At 61.8% G+C, this 21064-nt stretch carries 16 protein-coding genes, 1 tRNA gene and 1 pseudogene; 9 read left to right on the plus strand and 9 right to left on the minus strand.

The genetic code is table 11. The annotated features are described in order from the left end of the window. The first annotated feature begins 81 nt into the window (after positions 1-81). Together DKY63_RS15285 and DKY63_RS15290 are read left to right on the plus strand one after the other, a co-directional pair. Entirely contained in the window at positions 82-2139 is a 2058-nt protein-coding gene (locus tag DKY63_RS15285) for a methyl-accepting chemotaxis protein (RefSeq protein WP_110964871.1), read from the plus strand. A 116-nt stretch (positions 2140-2255) separates the two neighbouring features. Continuing rightward, positions 2256-2332 (plus strand) — tRNA-Met (locus tag DKY63_RS15290). A 193-nt stretch (positions 2333-2525) separates the two neighbouring features. Here DKY63_RS15290 and DKY63_RS15300 read toward each other — a convergent pair. Further along, a complete protein-coding gene (locus DKY63_RS15300; protein ID WP_110964873.1) occupies positions 2526-3635 on the minus strand; it encodes a DUF2817 domain-containing protein in 1110 nt (369 codons plus the stop codon). Between the two features lie 165 nt (positions 3636-3800). Here DKY63_RS15300 and ggt point away from each other — a divergent pair, with 165 nt between their 5' ends. After that, complete coding sequence (ggt, locus tag DKY63_RS15305) at positions 3801-5645, plus strand: gamma-glutamyltransferase (RefSeq protein WP_110964874.1); 1845 nt, start codon at positions 3801-3803, stop codon at positions 5643-5645. Positions 5646-5705: 60 nt separating this feature from the next. On the opposite strand, the gene ddlA is transcribed toward ggt, so the two are convergent. The 5 genes and pseudogenes from ddlA to DKY63_RS15325 form a co-directional block, all read right to left on the minus strand. Next, complete coding sequence (gene ddlA, locus DKY63_RS15310) at positions 5706-6800, minus strand: D-alanine--D-alanine ligase (protein ID WP_110964875.1); 1095 nt, start codon at positions 6798-6800, stop codon at positions 5706-5708. Positions 6801-6824: 24 nt separating this feature from the next. Beyond that, positions 6825-7424: a flavin reductase family protein gene (locus tag DKY63_RS15315; RefSeq protein ID WP_110964876.1), complete on the minus strand. Its 600-nt coding sequence runs from the start codon at positions 7422-7424 to the stop codon at positions 6825-6827. 168 nt (positions 7425-7592) lie between these two features. Further along, complete coding sequence (locus DKY63_RS33110; RefSeq protein ID WP_430523157.1) at positions 7593-8171, minus strand: methyl-accepting chemotaxis protein; 579 nt, start codon at positions 8169-8171, stop codon at positions 7593-7595. A gap of 9 nt (positions 8172-8180) precedes the next feature. Beyond that, positions 8181-8909 (minus strand): annotated as a pseudogene (locus DKY63_RS33115) (PAS domain-containing protein); the annotation flags it as partial. Positions 8910-9039: 130 nt separating this feature from the next. Next, complete coding sequence (locus DKY63_RS15325) at positions 9040-10353, minus strand: MFS transporter (protein WP_110964878.1); 1314 nt, start codon at positions 10351-10353, stop codon at positions 9040-9042. 198 nt (positions 10354-10551) lie between these two features. Between DKY63_RS15325 and DKY63_RS15330 the strand changes: the two genes are divergently transcribed. Next, the gene (locus tag DKY63_RS15330) at positions 10552-11970 is read left to right on the plus strand and encodes a short-chain fatty acid transporter (protein ID WP_110964879.1); all 1419 of its coding nucleotides are present in this window, start codon (positions 10552-10554) and stop codon (positions 11968-11970) included. A gap of 182 nt (positions 11971-12152) precedes the next feature. Beyond that, on the plus strand, positions 12153-13325 hold the full coding sequence (locus tag DKY63_RS15335) for a hypothetical protein (RefSeq protein WP_110964880.1): 1173 nt from the start codon (positions 12153-12155) through the stop codon (positions 13323-13325). A 164-nt stretch (positions 13326-13489) separates the two neighbouring features. Here DKY63_RS15335 and can read toward each other — a convergent pair whose 3' ends face one another. Then, positions 13490-14134 (minus strand): carbonate dehydratase, encoded by a 645-nt coding sequence (gene can, locus DKY63_RS15340; RefSeq protein WP_110964881.1) that lies wholly within the window; start codon positions 14132-14134, stop codon positions 13490-13492. 155 nt (positions 14135-14289) lie between these two features. On the opposite strand from can, the gene DKY63_RS15345 reads away from it, so the two are divergent. Continuing rightward, positions 14290-14694 (plus strand): serine kinase/phosphatase, encoded by a 405-nt coding sequence (locus DKY63_RS15345; RefSeq protein WP_110964882.1) that lies wholly within the window; start codon positions 14290-14292, stop codon positions 14692-14694. Positions 14695-14785: 91 nt separating this feature from the next. Here DKY63_RS15345 and rimI read toward each other — a convergent pair whose 3' ends face one another. Then, positions 14786-15238 (minus strand): ribosomal protein S18-alanine N-acetyltransferase, encoded by a 453-nt coding sequence (gene rimI, locus DKY63_RS15350; RefSeq protein ID WP_110964883.1) that lies wholly within the window; start codon positions 15236-15238, stop codon positions 14786-14788. Next, positions 15231-15992 carry an energy transducer TonB gene (locus DKY63_RS15355; protein WP_110964884.1) on the minus strand — a complete coding sequence of 254 codons (762 nt, stop codon included), beginning with the start codon at positions 15990-15992 and terminating at the stop codon, positions 15231-15233. Before DKY63_RS15355 ends, rimI begins: the two co-directional genes overlap by 8 nt. Before the next feature lie 219 nt (positions 15993-16211). Here DKY63_RS15355 and mksB point away from each other — a divergent pair, with 219 nt between their 5' ends. The 3 genes from mksB to mksF are packed head-to-tail and all read left to right on the plus strand — an operon-like array spanning position 16212 to position 21023. Beyond that, the gene (mksB, locus tag DKY63_RS15360) at positions 16212-17492 is read left to right on the plus strand and encodes an Mks condensin complex protein MksB (protein WP_162634903.1); all 1281 of its coding nucleotides are present in this window, start codon (positions 16212-16214) and stop codon (positions 17490-17492) included. Next, on the plus strand, positions 17482-18186 hold the full coding sequence (mksE, locus tag DKY63_RS15365; RefSeq protein WP_110964886.1) for an Mks condensin complex protein MksE: 705 nt from the start codon (positions 17482-17484) through the stop codon (positions 18184-18186). Before mksB ends, mksE begins: the two co-directional genes overlap by 11 nt. Next, the gene (gene mksF / locus DKY63_RS15370; RefSeq protein WP_110964887.1) at positions 18183-21023 is read left to right on the plus strand and encodes an Mks condensin complex protein MksF; all 2841 of its coding nucleotides are present in this window, start codon (positions 18183-18185) and stop codon (positions 21021-21023) included. Before mksE ends, mksF begins: the two co-directional genes overlap by 4 nt. The last annotated feature ends 41 nt before the right edge of the window (positions 21024-21064 follow it).

Here is a 21064-nt window from a genome sequence, read left to right on the forward strand (position 1 = left end):
AGGCCTTTTAAAGGGCACGGGTCGAGAGCGCCGTCTCTCGATGCACGCCAATGGTGCGTGGTGTCCGGGGGAGTCATGGGCATGCAGGCTTTTTTATCACCGGGGATCGGGCTGCTGGGGCGTTTCGGCTTCGCACGTAAATTCCAGCTGCTGTTTCTGCTATTCATCCTGCCGCTGGCCGGCAGCCTGTGGATGATCGGCCAGGACTATCGCGACAAATTGAATCTGATCTCCGGCGAACGTGCCGGAGTTCGTCAGCTGCTGGCCCTCGATGCGCTGGATAATTTGCTGTCCGCTCAACGGGATCGCGCAGCGCGCTGGCGTGCCACTGAAACCAATCGGCAGCCGACGCCGGCCACCCTCTCCGCCATGGCCGCGTTCGATGCGGTTCAACCTGCCGTCGCCCAGGCCACTGCTGATCTAAACAACACGCTGCAAGTGGAAGGCGCCGAGGGCGAAACCCTGGTCCGCTTTCAAGCGCTGCAAAAAGCCCTCGAAGGTCTGGACTCCAAGAGCCTGAGCAGCGTCGGCTGGTGGCCGGACGGCTATGACCGCTTCACGGGCGCCTTGAGTGCCCTGCAAGCCCTGCGCGAGCAGATCGCAATGGACAATCGCCTGACGCTGGCGCCATGGCTGGAAACCTGGTTGCTGACACAGATCTCCACCCAGCACGCGCCGGATCTGATCGAGCGGGTCGGTCGTCTTGCAGCCGTCGGCCAGGCGTCGGTGGTGTCCGGTCAATTCACCCTGCAAAGTCGCCTGCAACTTCGCGACCTGCGCAGCCGTATCGGTGACGCCCGCGAACAGTTGGTGAAAACCGCCGGCCTGCTCGAAGCGCGCCTGCCCACCGCGCTGCAAGCCTGGGCCCGGCAGTATGAGGAGAGCCTCAAGCGCCTTGATGGCGGACTGAATGTCCTTGATGACGGTGTGTTCGGCGGCAGCATCACTCTCAAGCCGGAAGATTTCGAGCGCAACATGGATACCCTGCTCTCGGACCTTGCGACACTGCGCCAGCAATCATTGGTGTCACTGGATCAACGCCTGGATTCCTACCACGGCTCGGCAATTCGTCAGTTCATCGTCGTGGCAAGCGTCTTTGGCATCCTGTTGCTGGCCGCGCTGTACCTGTTCATCTGTTTGCAGGCTTCGATCCGCCGCAGCGCCAGCGGTATTACCTTGCTCGCGCAAGCCCTGCGCGATGGCAACCTGAGCCTGCAGGCGCCGGTAGAGGGTCGCGATGAGCTGGCAGCCATCGGCACGGCCCTGAATGTCGCGGTCGTGCAACTGCGCGGCAGCCTGTTGGGTGTCGATCACGAAACCTCGCAACTGAGCCACGCGGTACAAACCCTCAATCATCATTCCAGCGACGCCCTTGGCGAAGTCGAAGCCCAGCAACTGCAGATCAGCCAGATCGCCGCCGCGGCCACGCAACTGGCCGCCACCTCCCAGGGGGTCGCCCAGAGCTGCGAACGGGCCTCCGGCAGCGCCCAGCACACAAGGCGCATCGCCGCCGACAGCAGCCGTGACAGCCAGCGCACCACCGCCAGTATCCAGCAGCTCAATCAGCGCCTGAATGACACGGCAGCCGCCCTGGGACGGGTCAGTGAACAGGGGCAACAGATTCAACTGGTGGTCGACACCATTCGCGGTGTCGCCGAGCAGACCAACCTGCTGGCACTCAACGCCGCCATCGAGGCCGCTCGTGCCGGGGAACAGGGGCGCGGATTTGCGGTGGTGGCCGACGAAGTGCGCAGCCTGTCGCAGCGCACCCAGTCCTCGACCGCGCAGATTGCCGGGACGGTCGACAGTTTACGCAGCACAGTGAACGAGGCTGTCAGCCTGATGGAAGCCGCCTGCGGCCAGGCACAATCCGACGCACAAGCCGTCACCGGCCTGGGTGAACGCCTGGGCGAAATTGCCAGCGCCGTGCAGGGGGTCACCGATACCCTCGCGCAGATCGCCAGCGCCGTTGACGAACAGGCGAGCACCGCCGACGAAGTCAGCGGCAACATCCAGCAAGTCGATCAGGCGGCGGTTCGTCTGCTTGAAGGCGCACGGGCAGTAAACCTGGCAGCCGATACCCTGAGCCAGGGCAGCAAGGCCCTGAGTGCCAATACCGGCAGATTCCAGCTCAAGTGATGCCCTCCTCCGAGCCGTTTTTGCGGCTCGGGAGGATAAGCGGTTGAAAGTGTAGAGAAATATTTTTGAATTACGCTTGACGCATCTGCATTACCGGTGAATAATGCGCGCCACTTGGCTACATAGCTCAGTTGGTTAGAGCATAGCATTCATAATGCTGGGGTCCGGGGTTCAAGTCCCTGTGTAGCCACCAAGTACTAAAAACGGCTTACCGCGAGGTAGGCCGTTTTTTTATGCCTCGAGAAAATGTTCGCTCATTCTTTTGCTCTCTGTAGGAGCGAGCCTGCTCGCGATGGACTCAAGCACACCGCGATTAGCCAGCAAGCACGCGTAATCGTTGACGACTATCGCGAGCAGGCTCGCTCCTACAGAAAAGCAAGCACGTTTCAGAGGCGGATCGTCGGTAGCGCCGACAACGCCTTCTCCCATATCTGCCAGGTGCGCAGCCACACCATCGCCTGCCAATCGCTGTCGGCCGGATAGAACTGCTCAAGCAGATTAAGTTTGATGTCGCGCCCCGTCGCATCGCTCGGATTACCGTGCAGATGCAGCCAATGGTCATCACGCAGATGACGATGAACGTCCGGCCCCGGATAAGTCCCGCACTCAATGACGAACGGCATCAGTCGCACCTGAGGCAGCCCGTTGATCAGCGCCTGCGAGGTGTAGCCGGTCGCGGTCGCCGCCACCCCGGTTTCGCTCACAGCGCCAGCACCGGTGTGCAAGGTGTAGAGCCACGGGCCATAAATCGCCTGGGCATCTGGCAGCGCCGGATAGGCAGACTCGGTGATGGTCAGCAGCATCGGATGACCATACTCGCCGGCACCGGTGTGCAGGTCGAAACACATCGCGACCTCGGCATGGCTCAAGTGCTTTTGCATGATTTGATGCAGCGTGCGATTGGACCAGCTCGGCGCCACCCCGCCGAAGAACAGGCCATCGGGATGCCGATGCTGCCCGCCTTCGACAATCGACATGACCGCCGACCAGCCGTGCTGGCGGATCTGCTCATCGAGTTGCGCATCGGCATGCTCACGCTCGGGACCTTGCAACTGCGGGCAGCCATAAATGCCGTGCAGCGCATCATAGGCCCGGTTGTCCGGCAAAGGCCCATCGAAGTTCAGGTGATTGCGGTTCAAGTCGATGTTGTCTTCGTTGACCCGACGCAACCAGGCCATGCCCCAAGGATTGATCCCATGGATCATCACGACGGCCACATCGGCCGGCAGGGAGCGCTTGCCCAGATCCTGCAGCCATTTGGTCTGGCAACCCGAGCCATAGTAGCCCTCCACACCGTGGGTACCGCTGAGGGTGACGAGCAGGCGTTTGGCGGCTGGATCGCCGAGGATCGCCACATCCGTACTCAGTGGCTCACCGAACGGCCCCTTGAGCGGGTGTGGGTACTCCGTCAGCGTGGCGCCGGCCGCACTGGCCGCGGCGAGAAATTGTTCACGCTGGGAACGGTAGCTTGGCTGGGTCGGAAATTCGTTGTGCATGTCTGCCTCTTGTCGATTGTTCTGGCGGGCTATTGGCAATGACCCTACAGAAAATCCAGCCATTGATGAAGGATAAAAGCGCCGTTGTCGTAGGACGTTGTTTGCGCCACTTCCCAACGGTCGATAAAGTCCCTGAACCCTTTCCAAGGACAGAGAACCTCGCGCATGTCTTCAGCCTTCCGCCTGAACCGCTTTCGCCTGCCAGCGCTCTCGCTGATTGTCGCCGCGCTGACGCTGGCCGCCTGCAACGCGCCGCCCTCCTCGCCCTCGGTGTCGACGCTGCCATTGGCACCGGAAAACGCCTCCGGTTTCCGCACCGATCTGCAAACCCGCCACGCGTCCAAATACATGGCCGCCGCCGCCAATCCGCTGGCAGCCGAAGCCGGGCGCGAGATGCTCCGGCGCGGTGGTTCGGCCATCGACGCGGCGATTGCGATGCAGGCTGTACTGACCCTCGTAGAACCGCAATCGTCGGGCATCGGTGGCGGCGCGCTGATCGTGCTCTGGGACGGTAAAAACGTACGGACCTACGATGGCCGTGAAACGGCACCAAGCGGCGCGACGGAGAAACTTTTCCTGCAGGCCGATGGGCAACCGATGGGGTTCACCCAGGCGCAGATTGGCGGTCGCTCGGTGGGAACACCGGGCGTGTTGCGCGCCCTTGAACTGGCCCACCAAAAACACGGACGCCTGCCGTGGGCACAGCTGTTCGAACCCGCGATCAAGCTCGCCGATCAAGGTTTCGCCATCTCGCCGCGTCTTCATCTGCTGATCGCCTCGGATTCGAAACTGCCCGGCTCGCCCGACATGGCGGCGTATTTCCTGAACGCCGATGGCAGCCCGAAAACCGTCGGCACGTTGCTGAAAAACCCGGCACTGGCCAACGTCTTTCGGCGGATCGCCAAGGAAGGTCCGGACGCCTTGTACAAAGGCGCCATCGCCGAGGAAATCGTGGCCAAGGTGCAAGGCCACGCCAACCCCGGCAGTCTGTCGCTGAACGACCTCAAGGGCTACAGCGCCAAGGAGCGCGCGCCGCTGTGCACCGATTACAAACGCTGGCAGGTGTGCGGCATGCCGCCACCGTCATCGGGCGGGATCGCCGTGGCGCAGATCCTCGGCACGCTGCAAGCCCTGGAGGCACGCGATAAGCGCTTTACCCTGGCGCCGATGAAACCGACCAAGACCCACTTTCCGGCTGGCATCGAACCGTCTCCCTATGCCGTGCACCTGATTTCCGAAGCTGAACGGCTGGCCTACGCCGACCGCGCGCAATACGTGGCCGATACGGACTTTGTGCCAGTGCCCGTCAAGGGACTGGTCGACCCGACCTACCTGGCCAGCCGCGCTGCGCTGATCGGTGAGCGCAGCATGGGCACGGCCGAACCGGGCACGCCCCCCGGCATTCAGGTGGCCTACGCGAAGGATCGTTCGCCGCTGCGAATCTCCACCTCGCAAGTAGTGGCGGTCGATGATCAGGGTGGTGCAGTTTCCATGACCACCACGATCGAATCAGCCTTCGGTTCGCACCTGATGGTTCAAGGCTTCCTGCTCAACAACGAGATGACCGACTTTTCATTCATCCCCGAAGAGCACGGACAGAAAGTCGCCAACCGCGTCGAACCCGGCAAGCGCCCGCGCTCATCCATGGCGCCGACATTGATCTTCGACCGCCAGAGCGGTGAGTTCGTCGCCAGCGTCGGCTCACCCGGCGGCTCGCAAATAATCGAATACGTGGCCAAGACCACCATCGGCCTGCTCGACTGGAACCTGGACGCGCAAACGGCCATTAACCTGCCCAACTTCGGCAGCCGCAACGGTCCGACCGAACTGGAACAAGGCCAATTCAGCCCCGCCCTGATTCAGGCGCTGAAGGACAGGGGCCACAACGTAGGTGAAATCGACATGACCAGCGGCACCCAGGCGATTGTTCGGGTGAAGGATGCACAGGGTAAGGTTTCGCTGACAGGAGGCGCTGACCCTCGGCGTGAGGGGGAAGCGCTGGGGGATTGAGTCTTACATGTGCGTGAGAAAGGGCTTACCGCGAGGTAGGCCCTTTTTGCTTGCGAGCGCTCATCGGCTGATTTTCAGCGCCCGCCGTGCCTCGTGCTTCTCAAGCGCCAACTCGATCAAACGGGTGACCAGTTCGCTGTAGGTCATGCCGGCGGCCTGCCAGAGTTTCGGGTACATGCTGATGCGGGTGAAGCCTGGCAGCGAGTTGATCTCATTGATCAACACCTCGCCGCTCTCGGTCAGGAACACATCGACCCGCGCCAGCCCGGAACATCCCAGCACCTGGAACGCCTCGACCGCCATCGCGCGGATACGCTCGCTGGCCTCGACGCTGATAGTGGCCGGCACTACCACCTCGGCAGCCTTGTCGTCGATGTACTTGCTGTCGTAGGAATAGAAGCCGCTGTGCACGACGATTTCGCCGCAGCCACTGGCAATGGCGGTTTCATTGCCCAGCACCGCGCATTCGATTTCGCGACCGCTGACGGCAGACTCGACCAGCACCTTTTCATCGAACCCCAGCGCCAGCTCGATCGCGGCGGTGTATTCGGCCTCGTCAGTGGCCTTGCTCACGCCCACGGAAGAACCCTGGTTCGCCGGTTTGACGAACAGTGGAAGGCCCAGTTTGGCGGCAACCTCGGCGAACGTAGTGCGCTGCGCCGTCCGGCGAGTCAGGATCACGAACGGCGTGACCGCCAGCCCGGCATCGCGCAGCAGGCGCTTGCTGATGTCCTTGTCCATGCACACCGCCGAGCCCAGCACGTCGGAGCCCACGAACGGCAGGTCCGCGATGCGCAGCAGGCCTTGCAGGCAGCCGTCTTCCCCAAGGGTGCCGTGGACGATCGGGAAAATAACATCAACGTGCCCCAGCAGCTCCTGGCTGGAGGTCTCCACCAATTGCTGGCTGGCCTTGCCGGGCACGACCGCCAACTCGCGGTTGGATTGATTGAGCGCGATCAGCGCCGGATTTTCCTGGTTCAACAGGAAATTCGACGGGTCGTTGAGGTGCCAGTGGCCTTGTTTGTCGATGCCGATCAGCACTGGTTCGAAGCGTGAACGATCCAGCGCATCGACGATGTTTTTGGCCGACTGCAGCGACACTTCATGCTCGGCCGAGCGGCCGCCAAAGATAATTCCTACTCGCAATTTGCTCATTGCCTGCCCCCAATGTGACTGTGTTTATGGCTGCAACGCTTTGCCGTCCACCGGCTCGCCAATGGTCAAGAAGTGCCCGCCCGCGACGTGGTGCAGGGTGCGCAGCGCGTCATGGCCCTCGAAGTGCCAGCGCCCGTCACTGAACACGCGCTCGTCGGCCTGGGCGGCAATCACTTCGGCGACGAACAGGTCGTATTGCTGATGGTTACCGGGTTCGGGCAGCAGTTTGCATTCAAGCCAGGCGACGCAACCGTCGAGCATCGGTGCTTCAATCAACTCGGCCAGGAAGGTGGGCAAACTATAGATCTGGAATTTGTCGCGCCCGTGCTCACGGGTCAGTTCCAGGCCGGAAGTCGAGCCGACGGTTTGCGCGATATCGGCTTGAGCAGCGCAGGGGACGTTGAGCACGAAGGTGCCGGACGCTTCCAGCAGTTGGCGGGTCCAGGTGGACTTATCCAGCACCACGGCGATTTTCGGTGGTTCGAAATCCAGCGGCATGGCCCAGGCCGCCGCCATGATATTGCGCTCGCCACCATGGGCGGCGCTGACCAGCACGGTCGGCCCGTGGTTGAGCAAACGATAGGCCTTGGACAAGGGAACCGGGCGGCGGTGGGAAACGCTCATGGGTGTCTGCTCCTTGGGGAAATGAGCAGATTGTAACGACATACGAGCCCCAAAAACCTGTAGGAGCGAGCCTGCTCGCGAAGAACGTCCGGACAACGCGGGCATTCAGACAGCACGCGTTATCGTTGACCTCCATCGCGAGCAGGCTCGCTCCTACAAGGTGACATCTCAGCTCGACAACTGATTGGCGAATTGTCCTACCGCATTGACTACTTTCTGCGCACCGTCCTGGATCTCGACGATCACCGTGCCCGCTTCCGCCGCGAGTGCCAGGCCCTGCTCCGCCTGGAGCTTGCCATCGGTCATCAGGGCCACGGCATTGCGCGCCATGTCCTGGTTTTGCCGCACCACCAGCACGATCTCATCGGTGGCCTGGCTGGTGCGCGAGGCCAGTTGCCGTACCTCGTCCGCCACCACGGCAAACCCCCGACCCTGCTCACCGGCGCGAGCGGCCTCGATGGCAGCGTTCAGCGCCAGCAGGTTGGTCTGCTCGGCAATGCCGCTGATGGTTTTGACGATGGTGCCGATCACCAGCGACTGCTCGTTCAGCGCTTCAATGCCGTCACCGGCGGTCTGCATGTGTTTGGCCAGATCACGCATCACGTCCACCGCCTGGGTCACGACGGCGGTACCACGCTGGGCGCTCTGGTCGGTTTGCTGCGAAGTGCTGTAGGCAATGTTCGCCGCTTCAGCGACGGCTTGTTCCTGATGGACCTGATCGGTAATCACAGTGGCGAATTTCACCACTTTGTAGAGCTTGTTGTTGGCATCGACTACCGGGTTGTAGGACGCCTCGAGCCAGACCGGACGGCCATGGCTGTCGACACGCTGGAATCGGTCCGCCACGTATTCGCCAGCGTTCAGGCGGCGCCAGAAGTTCTGGTATCCGGCACTGTTGGCGTCCTCTGGCCGGCAGAAGGTGCGGTGATGTTTGCCCTTGATCTGCGCCAGGCTGTAACCCATGCCGGAAAGAAAGCGGTCGTTGGCTGCGAGTACGTGGCCATTGAGGTCGAACTCGATCACTGCCGTCGAACGCACCAGGGCGCCGATCAGGTTTTCATGTTCGCGAGAGGCTTCGATGGTACGGGTCAGGTCGCTGGAGAAGATCGAGAAGTGCCGGATCCGACCATCGGACGAGCGCACCGGCTGCACGATTGAACGCAACCAGGCTTCCTCACCACTGCCGCGCAACAGGCGCACGGCACCGGCGAAGTGCTCGCCACGGGTCAGTGCCGCCTTGAAGCGGTTATGGAAGTCATCGGTTTTAACGTGCTCGGGAACGATGTCCTCGATGTGCCGGCCGATCAGGTCATGGCTTTTGTAATGCATCTCGCCAAGGAAGTTCTGGTTGACCGACAGTACCCGCCCATCCGGGTCGAGGGTCAGCACCAGCATCTCGCTTTCCAGGCTTTCCTTCACTTGCTGAAGGCTGGAGAGTTCTTCGCGAAGAGCCTGCAGCTCCTGCTTCAAGCGTTTATTGAACATGGGAAAGCACCGATGGACAGGGATGGAAAGCGTTATGCAGCCTAACCATCGGCCTTGCGGATTTTTTCTGAAGTGCGCTTGAGCCTTGTCCTACAAAAATAGTTGCGGCACGCAGGCCGATCCTTTCCTGTTACGCCGCACCGGCGGCCGAACAAGTACCGACTCTCGGCATTCGCGCACCGAAATACGCGGCACTGCCCACGCCCACCGCGCCCATTACCGCGCAGAACATCACGCAGATCCATGGACTCCAGGGCATCAGACCGATCAGCAGCAACGGCGTGAAACTCGCCCACGCGGCGTAGGCAATGTTGTAGGTAAAGGAAATTCCGGAAACACGAATTCGCGCCGGAAACAGGCTGACCATCACCGATGGCACCGCACCGACCACTCCGCAAGCCAGGCCCGCCACCGAATAGGCCATCGCGATCCAGCTGCCACCATGGATCAGGCAGGCGTAGAGCACGCCAATACCCAACGGCAGCAGCAGGCTATAGAGCATGACCGTGCGCCAGGCGCCGATGCGGTCGACCAGCAACCCGGCGAGCACGCAGCCGATATTCAGAAAGACGATGCCCAGTGCGCTCAGGGCGAACGTGTGGCTGGCGGTCATGCCAAAGGTTTTCTGCATCATGGTCGGCGTGATGACCACGAACACCACCACGGCCGAGGTCAGCACGCAGGTCAGAATCATCGCCGGCAGCATGGCCAGCCGGTGTTCACGCAGGACCGCACGCAACGGCAATTCGACATACTCTTCACGTCGCGCCTGCATGGCCATGAATACCGGGGTTTCGCTGAGCCAGCGACGCAGCCAGACGCCAATCACACCGAACACGCCGCCCAGCAGGAACGGGTAGCGCCAGGCGTAATCGAGGATCTCGGTCGGGGTGAAGGCTTGGGCCAGGAAGGTCGCGGTCAGGGCGCCCAGCAAGTAACCAAAGGTCAGTCCCGCCTGCAGAAATCCCAGGGCGTAGCCGCGATGACCAGCCGGCGCATGTTCGGCCACGAAGACCCAGGCGCTGGGCACTTCTCCACCCACTGCCGCCCCTTGCAGGACGCGCAGCAGCAACAGCAACAGGGGTGCGAAATAGCCGATTTGCGCGTAGGTCGGCATGACCCCGATGAGCAGGCAGGGCAGCGCCATCATCAGGATGCTCAGGCTGAACACCCGCTTGCGCCCCAGCCGGTCGGCGAAATGCGCCATCAGGATCCCGCCCAGGGGCCGCGCCAGGTAGCCGGTGACGAAGATGCCGAAGCTCTGCAACAACCGCAGCCACTCAGGCATTTCCGGCGGGAAGAACAGCTGGCTCAAGGTCAGCGCGAAAAACACGAAGATGATGAAATCGTAGATTTCCAGCGCCCCGCCCAGGGCCGCGAGCCCAAGGGTCTTGTAGTCCGAGCGGCTGAACGGCGCCGGGCGCGAATCGATGGAGACAGTCATGAAAAGAACTCTGGTATCGGCAAATCCAAGGCGCCCATGGTCTACGCAAATGCCCCCGGGAACAACCCGTTAGACCAAAGTCCCATAGCCACAAAACAGCCCCGCAAAAAAACTCCGCCTGCTTTACTGTTAGTGCCTGTCCAGACGGGCCTGTGCCGCCCCGAAGACCACAACAAACATAAAAACCGAGGTACTCCCGTGGCCGCTGATATCGAAGATAGCCGCTCCGCCCGCTTTGCCCTGCGCTGCTCAAGTTTTGCCGAACGCTGGTTCCCCGATTCCTGGGTCTTTGCCGCCCTGGCGGTGATTATCGTCGCCGTGGCCACTATGGCGATGGGCGCCAAGCCCACCGATGCCGCGATGGCTTTCGGTGACGGTTTCTGGAGCCTGATTCCCTTCACCATGCAAATGGCGTTCGTGGTGATCGGTGGTTATGTGGTGGCCAGTTCGCCACCCGCCGTGAAGCTGATCGACCGTCTGGCGAAGCTGCCGAAAAACGGCCGTTCCGCCGTGGCCTGGGTCGCCTTGATTTCCATGGTCGCCTCGCTGCTCAACTGGGGCCTGTCGCTGGTGTTCGGCGGCCTGCTGGTACGCGCCCTCGCCCGCCGCACCGATCTGAAAATGGACTATCGCGCCGCCGGTGCCGCTGCCTACCTCGGCCTTGGTGCCGTCTGGGCCCTGGGCCTGTCGTCGTCCGCGGCGCAGTTGCAGGCCAACCCGGCGAGCCTGCCGCCGTCGATTCTGTCGATCACCGGGGTGATCCCGTTCACCCAGACAATCTTCCTCTGGCAGTCCGGCGTGATGCTGCTGGCCCTGATCGTCATCTCGATCATCATCGCCTACGCCACCGCCCCCGGCCCGAATTCGGCACGTGACGCCAAGGCCTGCGGCGTCGACCCGAGCTTCAACCTGCCGCCCCTGCAGCCACGCACCCGCCCAGGCGAATGGCTGGAACACAGCCCGCTGCTGATCATTCTGCTGGTGTTGCTGGCGGCCGGATGGCTGTTCCATGAGTTCTCGACCAAACCGGCCATCAGCGCGATTTCCGGCCTGAACACCTACAACTTCCTGTTCATCATGCTCGGTGCCTTGCTGCACTGGCGCCCGCGCAGCTTCCTCGACGCCGTGGCCCGCGCGGTACCGACCACCACCGGCGTGCTGATCCAGTTCCCGCTGTACGGCTCGATCGCCGCCCTGATGACCACCGTCAAAGGCGCTGACGCGCAGACCCTGGCCCACCACATCTCGACCTTTTTCGTCAGCATCGCCTCCCATGACACCTATGCGCTGTTGATGGGCGTGTACTCGGCGATTCTCGGCTTCTTCATTCCGTCCGGCGGCGGCAAGTGGATCATCGAAGCGCCGTACGTGATGCAAGTGGCCACCGACCTGAACTATCACCTGGGCTGGGCCGTGCAGATCTACAACGCCGCCGAAGCCCTGCCCAACCTGATCAACCCGTTCTACATGCTGCCGCTGCTCGGCGTGCTGGGGTTGAAGGCGCGGGACCTGATCGGGTTTTCGTTCGTGCAGTTGCTGGTGCATACACCGCTGGTGCTGGTGTTGCTTTGGGCGCTGGGGACGACGCTGGCGTATACGCCGCCAGTGATGCCGTAATACACAAGCGATTGCACCTGCTGCGAGGCAGGTGCAGTTACGAATCGGCGGGCAGGACTTTCAGCAATTCAGGTAGTGCTACTTGAGTTGTCCTGCGCAGCAGACACTGCACGGATGCCAACCCGGGTGCTACATATAATGTATCCACCCCGTTCAAGGGATCACGCTGAAAGGATCTGAGCATGCTCAAACTCGCAGGACTTACCCTCGCGGCTCTCACTCTGAGTGTCGCCGCTCACGCCGATGTCGGCCTGAAGCTGGGCAGCACCGAACGCGTCACCCGCCTGTTTTCTTATCCCAACAACTGCAACGTGATCTGCTTTCGCAACTGGACGCTTGAGCAAACCGTCGAGCATTACCTGACTCAAAGCCTGCAACGCGATGGCTACGGCGATGCGAAGGTCATGGTCAAGACCGATAACGGTCAGCTCCACGCCGAAATCACCGGCGTCCCCAAGAGCTATGAAAAGCCCCTGGCAGCGCTGCTGGATGCCGGTGACCTGGCGTACGAGGGCGCGAGCAAACTCAACGCCGATGGCAAGTGGGCGTTTAACTGGTACCTGTTCCTGCCGCTGGGCATGGCCCTGGAAAACCGCAGAAGCGTCGAACTGCTGCACTTCCCGCCGGACTATTCGCTGACCCAGGCCCAGGATTACCTGCGCTCCGCCACGACCGATCGCTGGGCCTCGCTGCTGACCCTGAACGGCGTCCCCGCCGAACAGACGCCGGGCTTTCAGACGATCATCGACATCGCGCCGATTGCCGCGCCGTCCAACGCCGGCAAGGACCTTGAGGGCGTCTACGACTACTTCAAGGATTACCAGACCGCCATGGTCAAGAACATCAGCGTGATGGCCAACGGCGATCCGTTGCCGATGGTCGCTTTCGGCACACCGGTGCGTAACTGGGTCAAGCAGCAGTACGGGCCGACCGTGAATGTGCTGAGCCTGGTCAGCATCAATCCGGGTGGCGATACGAAAGTGCCCGTGCTGGGCGCCAACCACCCCAGCTACATCTGGTATGCGGCCGACCCGGCGAACTATACGGGCAAGGATGCCCAGGCCAAGGCCGATACGGCGGGCCTGAAAGTCATGGGCCAGGATTTGAGTGTCGCCTGCTGGCAAGCCGCCATGGGCCGCGATCCGGAGAGCAATGCCGACATCGAGCTCAAGAGTTGCACGCAGACCTGGCAAGTGGCCGATAAGGAGAAGACCTGCGCGCTGTTCTACACCTCGATCCGCAACCTGACGCCGGCGCAGGCCGCCGGCAAATGTGCGTCAGCGACCATTGCGCCACAGCTCAAGCAACTCAAGGCGCCAGCACCTGCCACTACGGTCCCTGCGCCGGGGCTTTAAACGACGAACGGCCGGCCAACGGTCTTTGATGACGGTTGGCCGGCCGTTGCGCGTCGTCGGGTAGGAGCGAAGCTTGCTCGCGATGGCGGCCTGACTATCACCTCCTCCAGTGAACGTCCTGCCGCTATCGCGAGCAAGCTCGGCTCCCACAGTTCATACAGGGTTTACAGCGGTTCGAAAGGACGCAGGCGATACTGCGGCGGCAATTGCTCCGGTCCGCTGATGGTGGTGTTCAGGCTCTTCCAGCGGCCGTCCTTGATACCGTAGATGCAGCCGTGAATCGACAGCTTCTGACCCCGGTGCCAGGCGTTTTGCACGATGCTGGTGTGACCGACGTTGGCCACCTGCTGGATCACGTTGAGCTCGCACATACGGTCAACTCGCTCCTCTTCGGTCGGCAGTTGGGCGAGTTCTTCACGCTTTTCGTAGTACAGGTCACGAATCGAACGCAGCCAGCCATCGATCAGGCCGAACTGGCGATCCTGCATCGAGGCCCGCACACCGCCGCAGCCATAGTGGCCGGTGACGAGGATGTGTTTGACCTTGAGTACGTCGACGGCGTACTGGATCACGGAAAGGCAGTTGAGGTCGGTGTGCAGCACCACGTTGGCCACGTTGCGGTGTACGAACAGGTCACCCGGCAGCATGCCGACGATCTCGTTGGCCGGTACTCGTGCATCGGAACAGCCGATCCACAGATACTCCGGCGTCTGCTGGCGAGCCAGTTTGGCGAAAAAGTCCGGGTCTTCCTTGGTGATCGCGTCAGCCCAACGCTCGTTGTTATCAATCAGGTCTTGTAAGTCGTGCATGCTGGGAAGCCTCAAGAATGATTTGCTGCTTTGACAGTCGACCGCCCGTCGGGGTCACCAAAGGTTTACAAGTGATTTCGTTGGAATTCTCGTGAGTGGGGTGAGTCCACCCTTGTAAGGCCCAAAGTATGAGGCCTGCATTATGAGGAATGGCCATGACTGATTCACGACGCCCCTACGATGCGGTGCAGCCGCAACCCATCGATGATAACGAAGACCGCATGGGATCGGTGCACGAACTGGACTTTGACGACGAACAGCCCAGCGGGAAAATCGGCGACGAGCTGCCTGAGCGTGAACACGAGCACCTGATGCCACGGGAACGGGTGCGCGAAGCCGGCATGACCGGTGCCTCGACGGCCGACCATCAACCTACCGACGATGATCTGAGCCCGGAAACCCTGATTCGCGAAGACGGTGCCCGGGATGCCCGGGAAATCGGCCGGGGCCATGAGGCGGGCTGGGATCTGAGTATTGTCGATGAGGACGAGATTGGTGGCGGTGACGGGCTGGATGAAGCAGAGATGGCGCGGCACGATCCGATGGATGGCAAACGCTGATCAGCGTTCTGGCAGACCGCAATCGCGAGCAGGCTCGCTCCCACATGGGTTTGTGAACGCCTGTGGGAGCGAGCCTGCTCGCGATGCCTTATCAGTCGACCAGGGTGCAGGCCATGACCACCGCATCTTCACGACCACCCACCGCCGGGTAGTAATCCCGGCGCCGGCCGATTTCATTGAATCCATAACGTTCATATAGCTTGAAGGCGGCGGTGTTGCTGTCGCGCACTTCCAGGAAGCACTCCCGGGCATCGGCCTTGTAGGCAATCGACATCAAATGCTCCAGCAGCGTCAAACCCAGGCCACGGCCCTGGTTTTCCGGTTTGACGGTGATATTCAGCAAATGGGCTTCGTCGAGGATGATCTGCACCACCCCGTGTCCGACTTGTTGCTGCCCTTCGAACATCAGCCAGATCTGGTACTTGCCCAGTCCATCGAGAAAAATGCCGCGGGTCCAGGGATGACTGTAGGCGGCGTATTCAATCTTCAGTACAGCGTCCAGGTCCGCCTCGGTCATCGGGCGAAACGATACAGAGTCACTCATTTGTTTCTTTCCAGCGCGCCATCAGCCGACGCATGGCTTGCCAGACTTCAGCCTTACGCTGTGGCTCTTCCATTAATAACTCCAGGCCCGGCAAGGCCCAGACCGAACCCAGGCCTTCGACCTGAAGTTCGCGGTTGTAGGATTCGGCATCGGCCTCGCCGGCGAATCGCACCGCCGGCAGGCCGATCAGCCACAGGCAGGCGCACGGCGCCTCTTCGAGCCGGGCACCGAGAAAGCCCTGCACGAAATCGCGAGCCGCTTCCGGGCCCTGATCCATCGAGCCACGCACCAACAGCGGCCAGCGCACCGGTTCGCCGATGATCTGCGGGCTGTCCGGCAGACCGGCGGCACGCAGCATGTCCTTGAGCAACAGGTAGGCAGGATCGCGGGACTGGAAAGCTTCGCCTGTGGGTAACTCCACCAGCAGCAGGCAGCGACCGGCGCGCAGCAGTTGCAGGGCAAATCGCGGAGGCGGTACCACTGGTGTCTTGACCACCACTGGCGCCTCTTCGACCTCTTCCACCGGCTTGGCTGCGGCACGCGCGCTTGCCGGCGATGGTCGGGGCACTTCGATTTTCACCCGTTCGGCGGGCTTGACCGCGGCCGGCATGGCCTCTCTGGCCACAGCCGCCTCAGGCACGGGGGCCGGCGCCACAGGCTCGACGACAAGCGGTTCGAGCGGCTCCAGCAATTGCGGGCGCGACGGCGCAGCAAAGGGCAATTCGGTGCGCGGCAGCCAATTGACCACCTGCATGGCGCTCAGATAGGCGCGGCGACGGGACTCGATAAGCAAAGTTCGGCCACTTGTGGATAACTAAAGTGCACCGATTCTACAGCCCTTCGCTCAAGATCGCCCGCAGTTGATCGATAGACTTGACCTAGAGAAAAGCGACAGCCCGTCCCGAGAGTGAATCGCATCGCGCCTGATGCAGTACAATCGCGGCTTTTAATCGCCAACCAGCCGGCCATTCCGATGATCGAACCCAAGCGCGTCTTGCGCGCCCTCGCTGAACACTGGGCCCTGCTTGAGCCACTGTGCGAGCACTTCGACCAAGGCACCCTGAGCCTCAACGAACTGCGTTCACAGTTGGCCGCCCAGCAAATCGACAGCACGCCGCAGGACATCACCAACCTGCTCGACGTGTGGATTCGCCTCGATATTCTGGTTCCCGTGGCGAAAAGCCCGAACCGTTTCGAGCTCAATGCGCAGATTCACGACTTCCTGGCCTATCTGCGCCGGGAACACCGTCTGGGCCTGTGCCTGGAGATCGAAGCCTACCTGCGCCACCTCGAGCGCCTGGCCGGTTATATCCAGGACGCTTTCGACATTCGCGATGGCAACGACCTCGCGCGCCAGCTGCGACTGCTCGACATGCGGGTTCGTGATGTCCTGAAGAAACTCGCCAACGATGAACAGGCCCTGGTGGCCGTCGCCGAGCGGGCCAAGACCAGTGACCGGCAGATCCCGTTGCGTCAGCGCTATGCCGAGGTGCTGGCGACCTGGGACGAATACGTCGAGCCGATGATCCAGTTGGTTAACGCTGACGGCGCCTTCGAACAAGGCGTGCGCAAGGTCGAAAACGTTCTGCTGAAGATGCTCACCGAACAGCAACGTCTCGGCCATCTGGTTGATGACGACATGCTGTTGCGCACCCACGCGCGCATCCTCGAAATGCAGACCAGCGCCCAGTTGACCCTGCGTCACGCCCGCGAACTGCTGCTGCCACTGCGTGAAGAAGCACGCCGGCACAACGCCGTGACTCGTGGTGCGGCGCTGGCGCTGTCGATGATTCGCCGCAAGGGCATCGATGCCGTGCCGCAAGCGGCCATGCCGATGTTCACCCGGCCGCAAAGCACCTTCCTCGGCAGTGCCAGTCAGGTCGAGGCTTACGTTTATGCGTTGGCCCGCTTCGAACCGAAACCGGCACGCTTCCCCAAGGCGCACAAGGTCCACAAGGGCGGCGACGCGCCGCGTGCGCCACGCACGGTCCGCGAGATGCTCGACCGCTGCGAGGACGCCCTGCCGATGCCGGACCTGATGACCTGGCTGCTGGAACAGGAGCCGGACGGCGCCACCGACGAATTGCTGTACTGGTTCTCCCGCCTGTCCCGGGAAAAACGCTTCAAGCGCGAGCGCCTGGAACGCCGCGACTATTTCACACACGAGCACCAGGTCAGCCTGCGCTCCTTCGCCCTGCTCTCGGCTGGCCCTGATGCCCCCGAGAATTCTGCGAGCACGCCCAATGCATCTTGATCTATCCGAACTGTCCCATCTGGCGCCGATCTTTCGCGAACTGTTCAAGGGTTATCACGTCAGCCGACGCGACCCGGAACTGTACGCGCAGCTATCGAACTTTCAGGACCAGTACCGCACGCTGTTCAAGGCCCTGGGTTTCGAACTGGTGTGCGACACCCGTGGTTTCTACTACTTCGTGCCGGAACTCGCCGCAGCGGCGGTGAACAAGACCGCCCAGCGCCTGGCGCTGTTCACCTTCATTCTGGTCGAGCACCTGGCCGACCAGGGCCGTGACCCGATCTCCGTACTCGACGGCGGCAGCCTGGGTCGCGATGAACTGCCGTCGCTGCTGGAAAAGTATCGCGACCTGTTTATCCAGGCCGAGGTGCAGACCCAGGAAGAGCTGGAAGAAAAGATCATGCGCCGCATGACCCAGCTCGGTTTCGCCAGCGAAGAAAACGGCGTCTATCGCTTCCTTCCGCCGATGCACCGCTTCCTCGATGTATGCCTGTCGGTCCAGCAGGACCGCGACCTGGCCGCCAGCCTGCACAGCGTATTGCCGTTGCCGACGCCGGTGCTGATCGACGAAGACAGCGACGAAAAGCTGCTGCAGACCGACGACCCGCTGGATCTGGCGGAGTTTGAGGAAGAAGAAAGCGAGGAAGACGCCCTGGCCCGCGCCATCGCCGAAGAACAGGAGCTCGACGCATGAGCAAGGAACGTTACGGCATTCGCCGCTTTGCCCTTTTGAACACCGCCGGCTACAGCCTCGGTCTGTTTCCGCTGGAAGAACCGCTATCGGTCTACGGCGCAAACAACCTGGGTAAATCCGCTTCGATCAACGCCCTGCAGTTCCCGATCCTGGCGCGCATGTCGGACATGAGCTTCGGCAAGTACAGCCTGGAGCAATCCCGGCGTTTCTACTTTGCCTCGGACACCAGCTACATCCTGGTCGAAGTGAACCTGCCCCATGGTCCACACGTGATCGGCGTGGTCGGTCGCGGCCCCGGTGGTGGTTTCGGTCACCAGTTCTTTGCCTATGCTGGCAAACTGGACCTGGCCCACTATCAGAAGAACGACACCTGCCTGCGTCAGAAAGAACTGTTCACCAACCTCGAGCGCGAAGGCCTGAAAGCCTACGAACTCAAACCGGACGAACTGCGCCGCTTGCTCGTCGGTGGCCATACCTCGATCCCGCTGGACCTGACGCTGATCCCGCTGCGCTCCACCAGCGAACAGAGCCTGAAGACCTTCCGCGCGCTGTTCATCAACCTGCTGCACATGCGCGAAATCACCGCGGCCAAGCTCAAGCAGCTGTTCCTCGATGCCTTCGAGCACAGCCTGCGTTCCGGCAGCGTGGACTACATCGCAGCGTGCGAAGAAGCGTTCCGCGATGTACGACGCATGGAGCAGGACTACAACTCGTTGGTCGCCGCCGGTCCGTTGGTCGAAGCACTGGCCAACGGCGTGAAACAGCGCGACGTGCTGCGCGGCAAGCTGCATCGCCTGTCGCCGCTGCTCGACTCGCTGCTCGGCACCTGGTCGGACTACGCCAGTGCGCGCAAGGAAGAGCTGACCATCCAGGCCGAACACTACCGTCGCGAGCAGGACGATCTGCAAAACGATCAGCGTGGCGGTACTCAGGAACTGATGCGCCTGGAGCGGGAAATCACCGGTATCCAGCGCTGGCTGGGTGAGTTGTCGGTGCTCAAGCATCGCTTCGCCCTGGTCGATGACGTCAAGGTGCTGGAGCAGCAACTGCTGGCGGCCAAGGATGCTCACGACGAGCTGGCCGGTGCTCTGGCGCAATCCCGTCAATTCAGCGCCGAGGATCTGGAAGAGCGTCTGCGGGATCTGGAAAAACGCCTGAAGTCGGTGAAGCAGCAACTCGATCACGCCGACAACAACAGCTATGCCCGCCTGCGCGAAGAGTTCTCGCAACAGGATGTCGAGCGCCTGATGCGTCTGTTCAACAGCGCGCTGTTCAGCCTGCCGCTGGGTGAGCATGGCATTGCGCTGGACGACAACGGCGATTGGGTCAAATCCGTGGAGCTGATCCTCGACGGCTTCAAGGGCGAGCGCTTCGAAGTCCCGGGCCTGTCCATCGACCTCTCGCACATCGAGCCACCGGCGCTGCAAGCCCTTGCCGACCGTGCGGCGTTGCGCGACCAGAAAGAACGTCTGGAAAAGGAACTCAAGCAACTCAAGACCCAGCAAGCCGTTGCCGCAGACCGCGCCGCGAGCAAGACCCAGACCGAAGCGCTGTATCAGCAGGTGCTGGATGCGCAGAAGGCGCTGGAAGATTTCCGCCGCACGCAAACCCTGAGCGCCGAGGAAGGCGAGAAGCTGGAACAACTGGCGCAGATGGAGGCCGCCCAGGAAGAGTTGAAGCGCTCCAGCGATGCCTTCACCGAGCGCGTCCAGCAACTGTCGGCCAAGCTGCAACTGGTGGGCCGGCAGATCGCCGACATGGAAGCCAAGCAGCGCACCCTCGATGACGCCCTGCGCCGTCGTCAGTTGCTACCGGCGGACCTGCCGTTCGGCACACCGTTCATGGATCCGGTAGACGACTCCATGGACAACCTGCTGCCGCTGCTCAACGACTATCAGGACAGCTGGCAGGGCCTGCTGCGCGCCGACGGCCAGATCGAAGCGCTGTACGCGCAGGTGCGCCTCAAGGGCGTGGCCAAGTTCGACAGCGAAGACGATATGGAGCGTCGCCTGCAACTGCTGATCAACGCTTACGCGCACCGCACAGATGAAGCCCTGACCCTGGGCAAGGCCCGTCGTGCGGCCGTGACCGACATCGCCCGGACCCTGCGCAACATTCGTAGCGACTACGACAGCCTCGAACACCAGTTGGCGCTGTTCAACCGCGAGATCAACAAGCGTCAGGTCTCCAACCTGCAAAGCTTCCGCATCGTACTGGCGCCGAACAAGGAAGCGCTCAAGCACATCGACCAGATCATCCACAGCGCCGGCCAGTACGAAGAAGGCGAAACGCTGTCGGTGTTCGACCTGAGCCAGAGCGCGGAACAGGACAACAAGAACGAAGAGGCCAAGGAGTACCTGGCGCGGCTGGTGGCGGCCAACCATAACCAGCTCGGTCTGAAAGATTTGTTCGAGTTGGCGTTCGAGATCACCAAGGTCAATGGTCAACCGGTGATCCACACCGATATCGATGGTGCCGCGTCCAACGGCACCACCATGACCATCAAGGCGCTGACCAACATGTACCTGTTGCTGCACTTGATGGACCGCGACCTGGCCGGGCGTGTACGCCTGCCGTACTACCTCGATGAGGCGGCGGATATCGACGAGCGCAACCAGGCAGCGCTGCTGGAAACCAGTCTGCAGTTGGGCTTCGTGCCGATCCTGGCAAGTGTGAAGCCGCAGGTCTGTGCCAGTGTCGCCATCGACCTGGAAGGCGGTAGCGGCCCGGCCGGCATTTACATCGACGAGGCGGACTGGAAGTACATCCGTCGTCGTGATCAGGTGCAGGCCACGGTCAATGTCGAAGCGGATGAGCCGGAGCTGGATGCGGTTTGATCGGTTTTAGTTGATGGAAATGAAAAGGCCGCGAACCAATG

The organism is Pseudomonas putida (assembly GCF_003228315.1).
Taxonomy (GTDB): Bacteria; Pseudomonadota; Gammaproteobacteria; order Pseudomonadales; family Pseudomonadaceae; genus Aquipseudomonas; species Aquipseudomonas putida_S.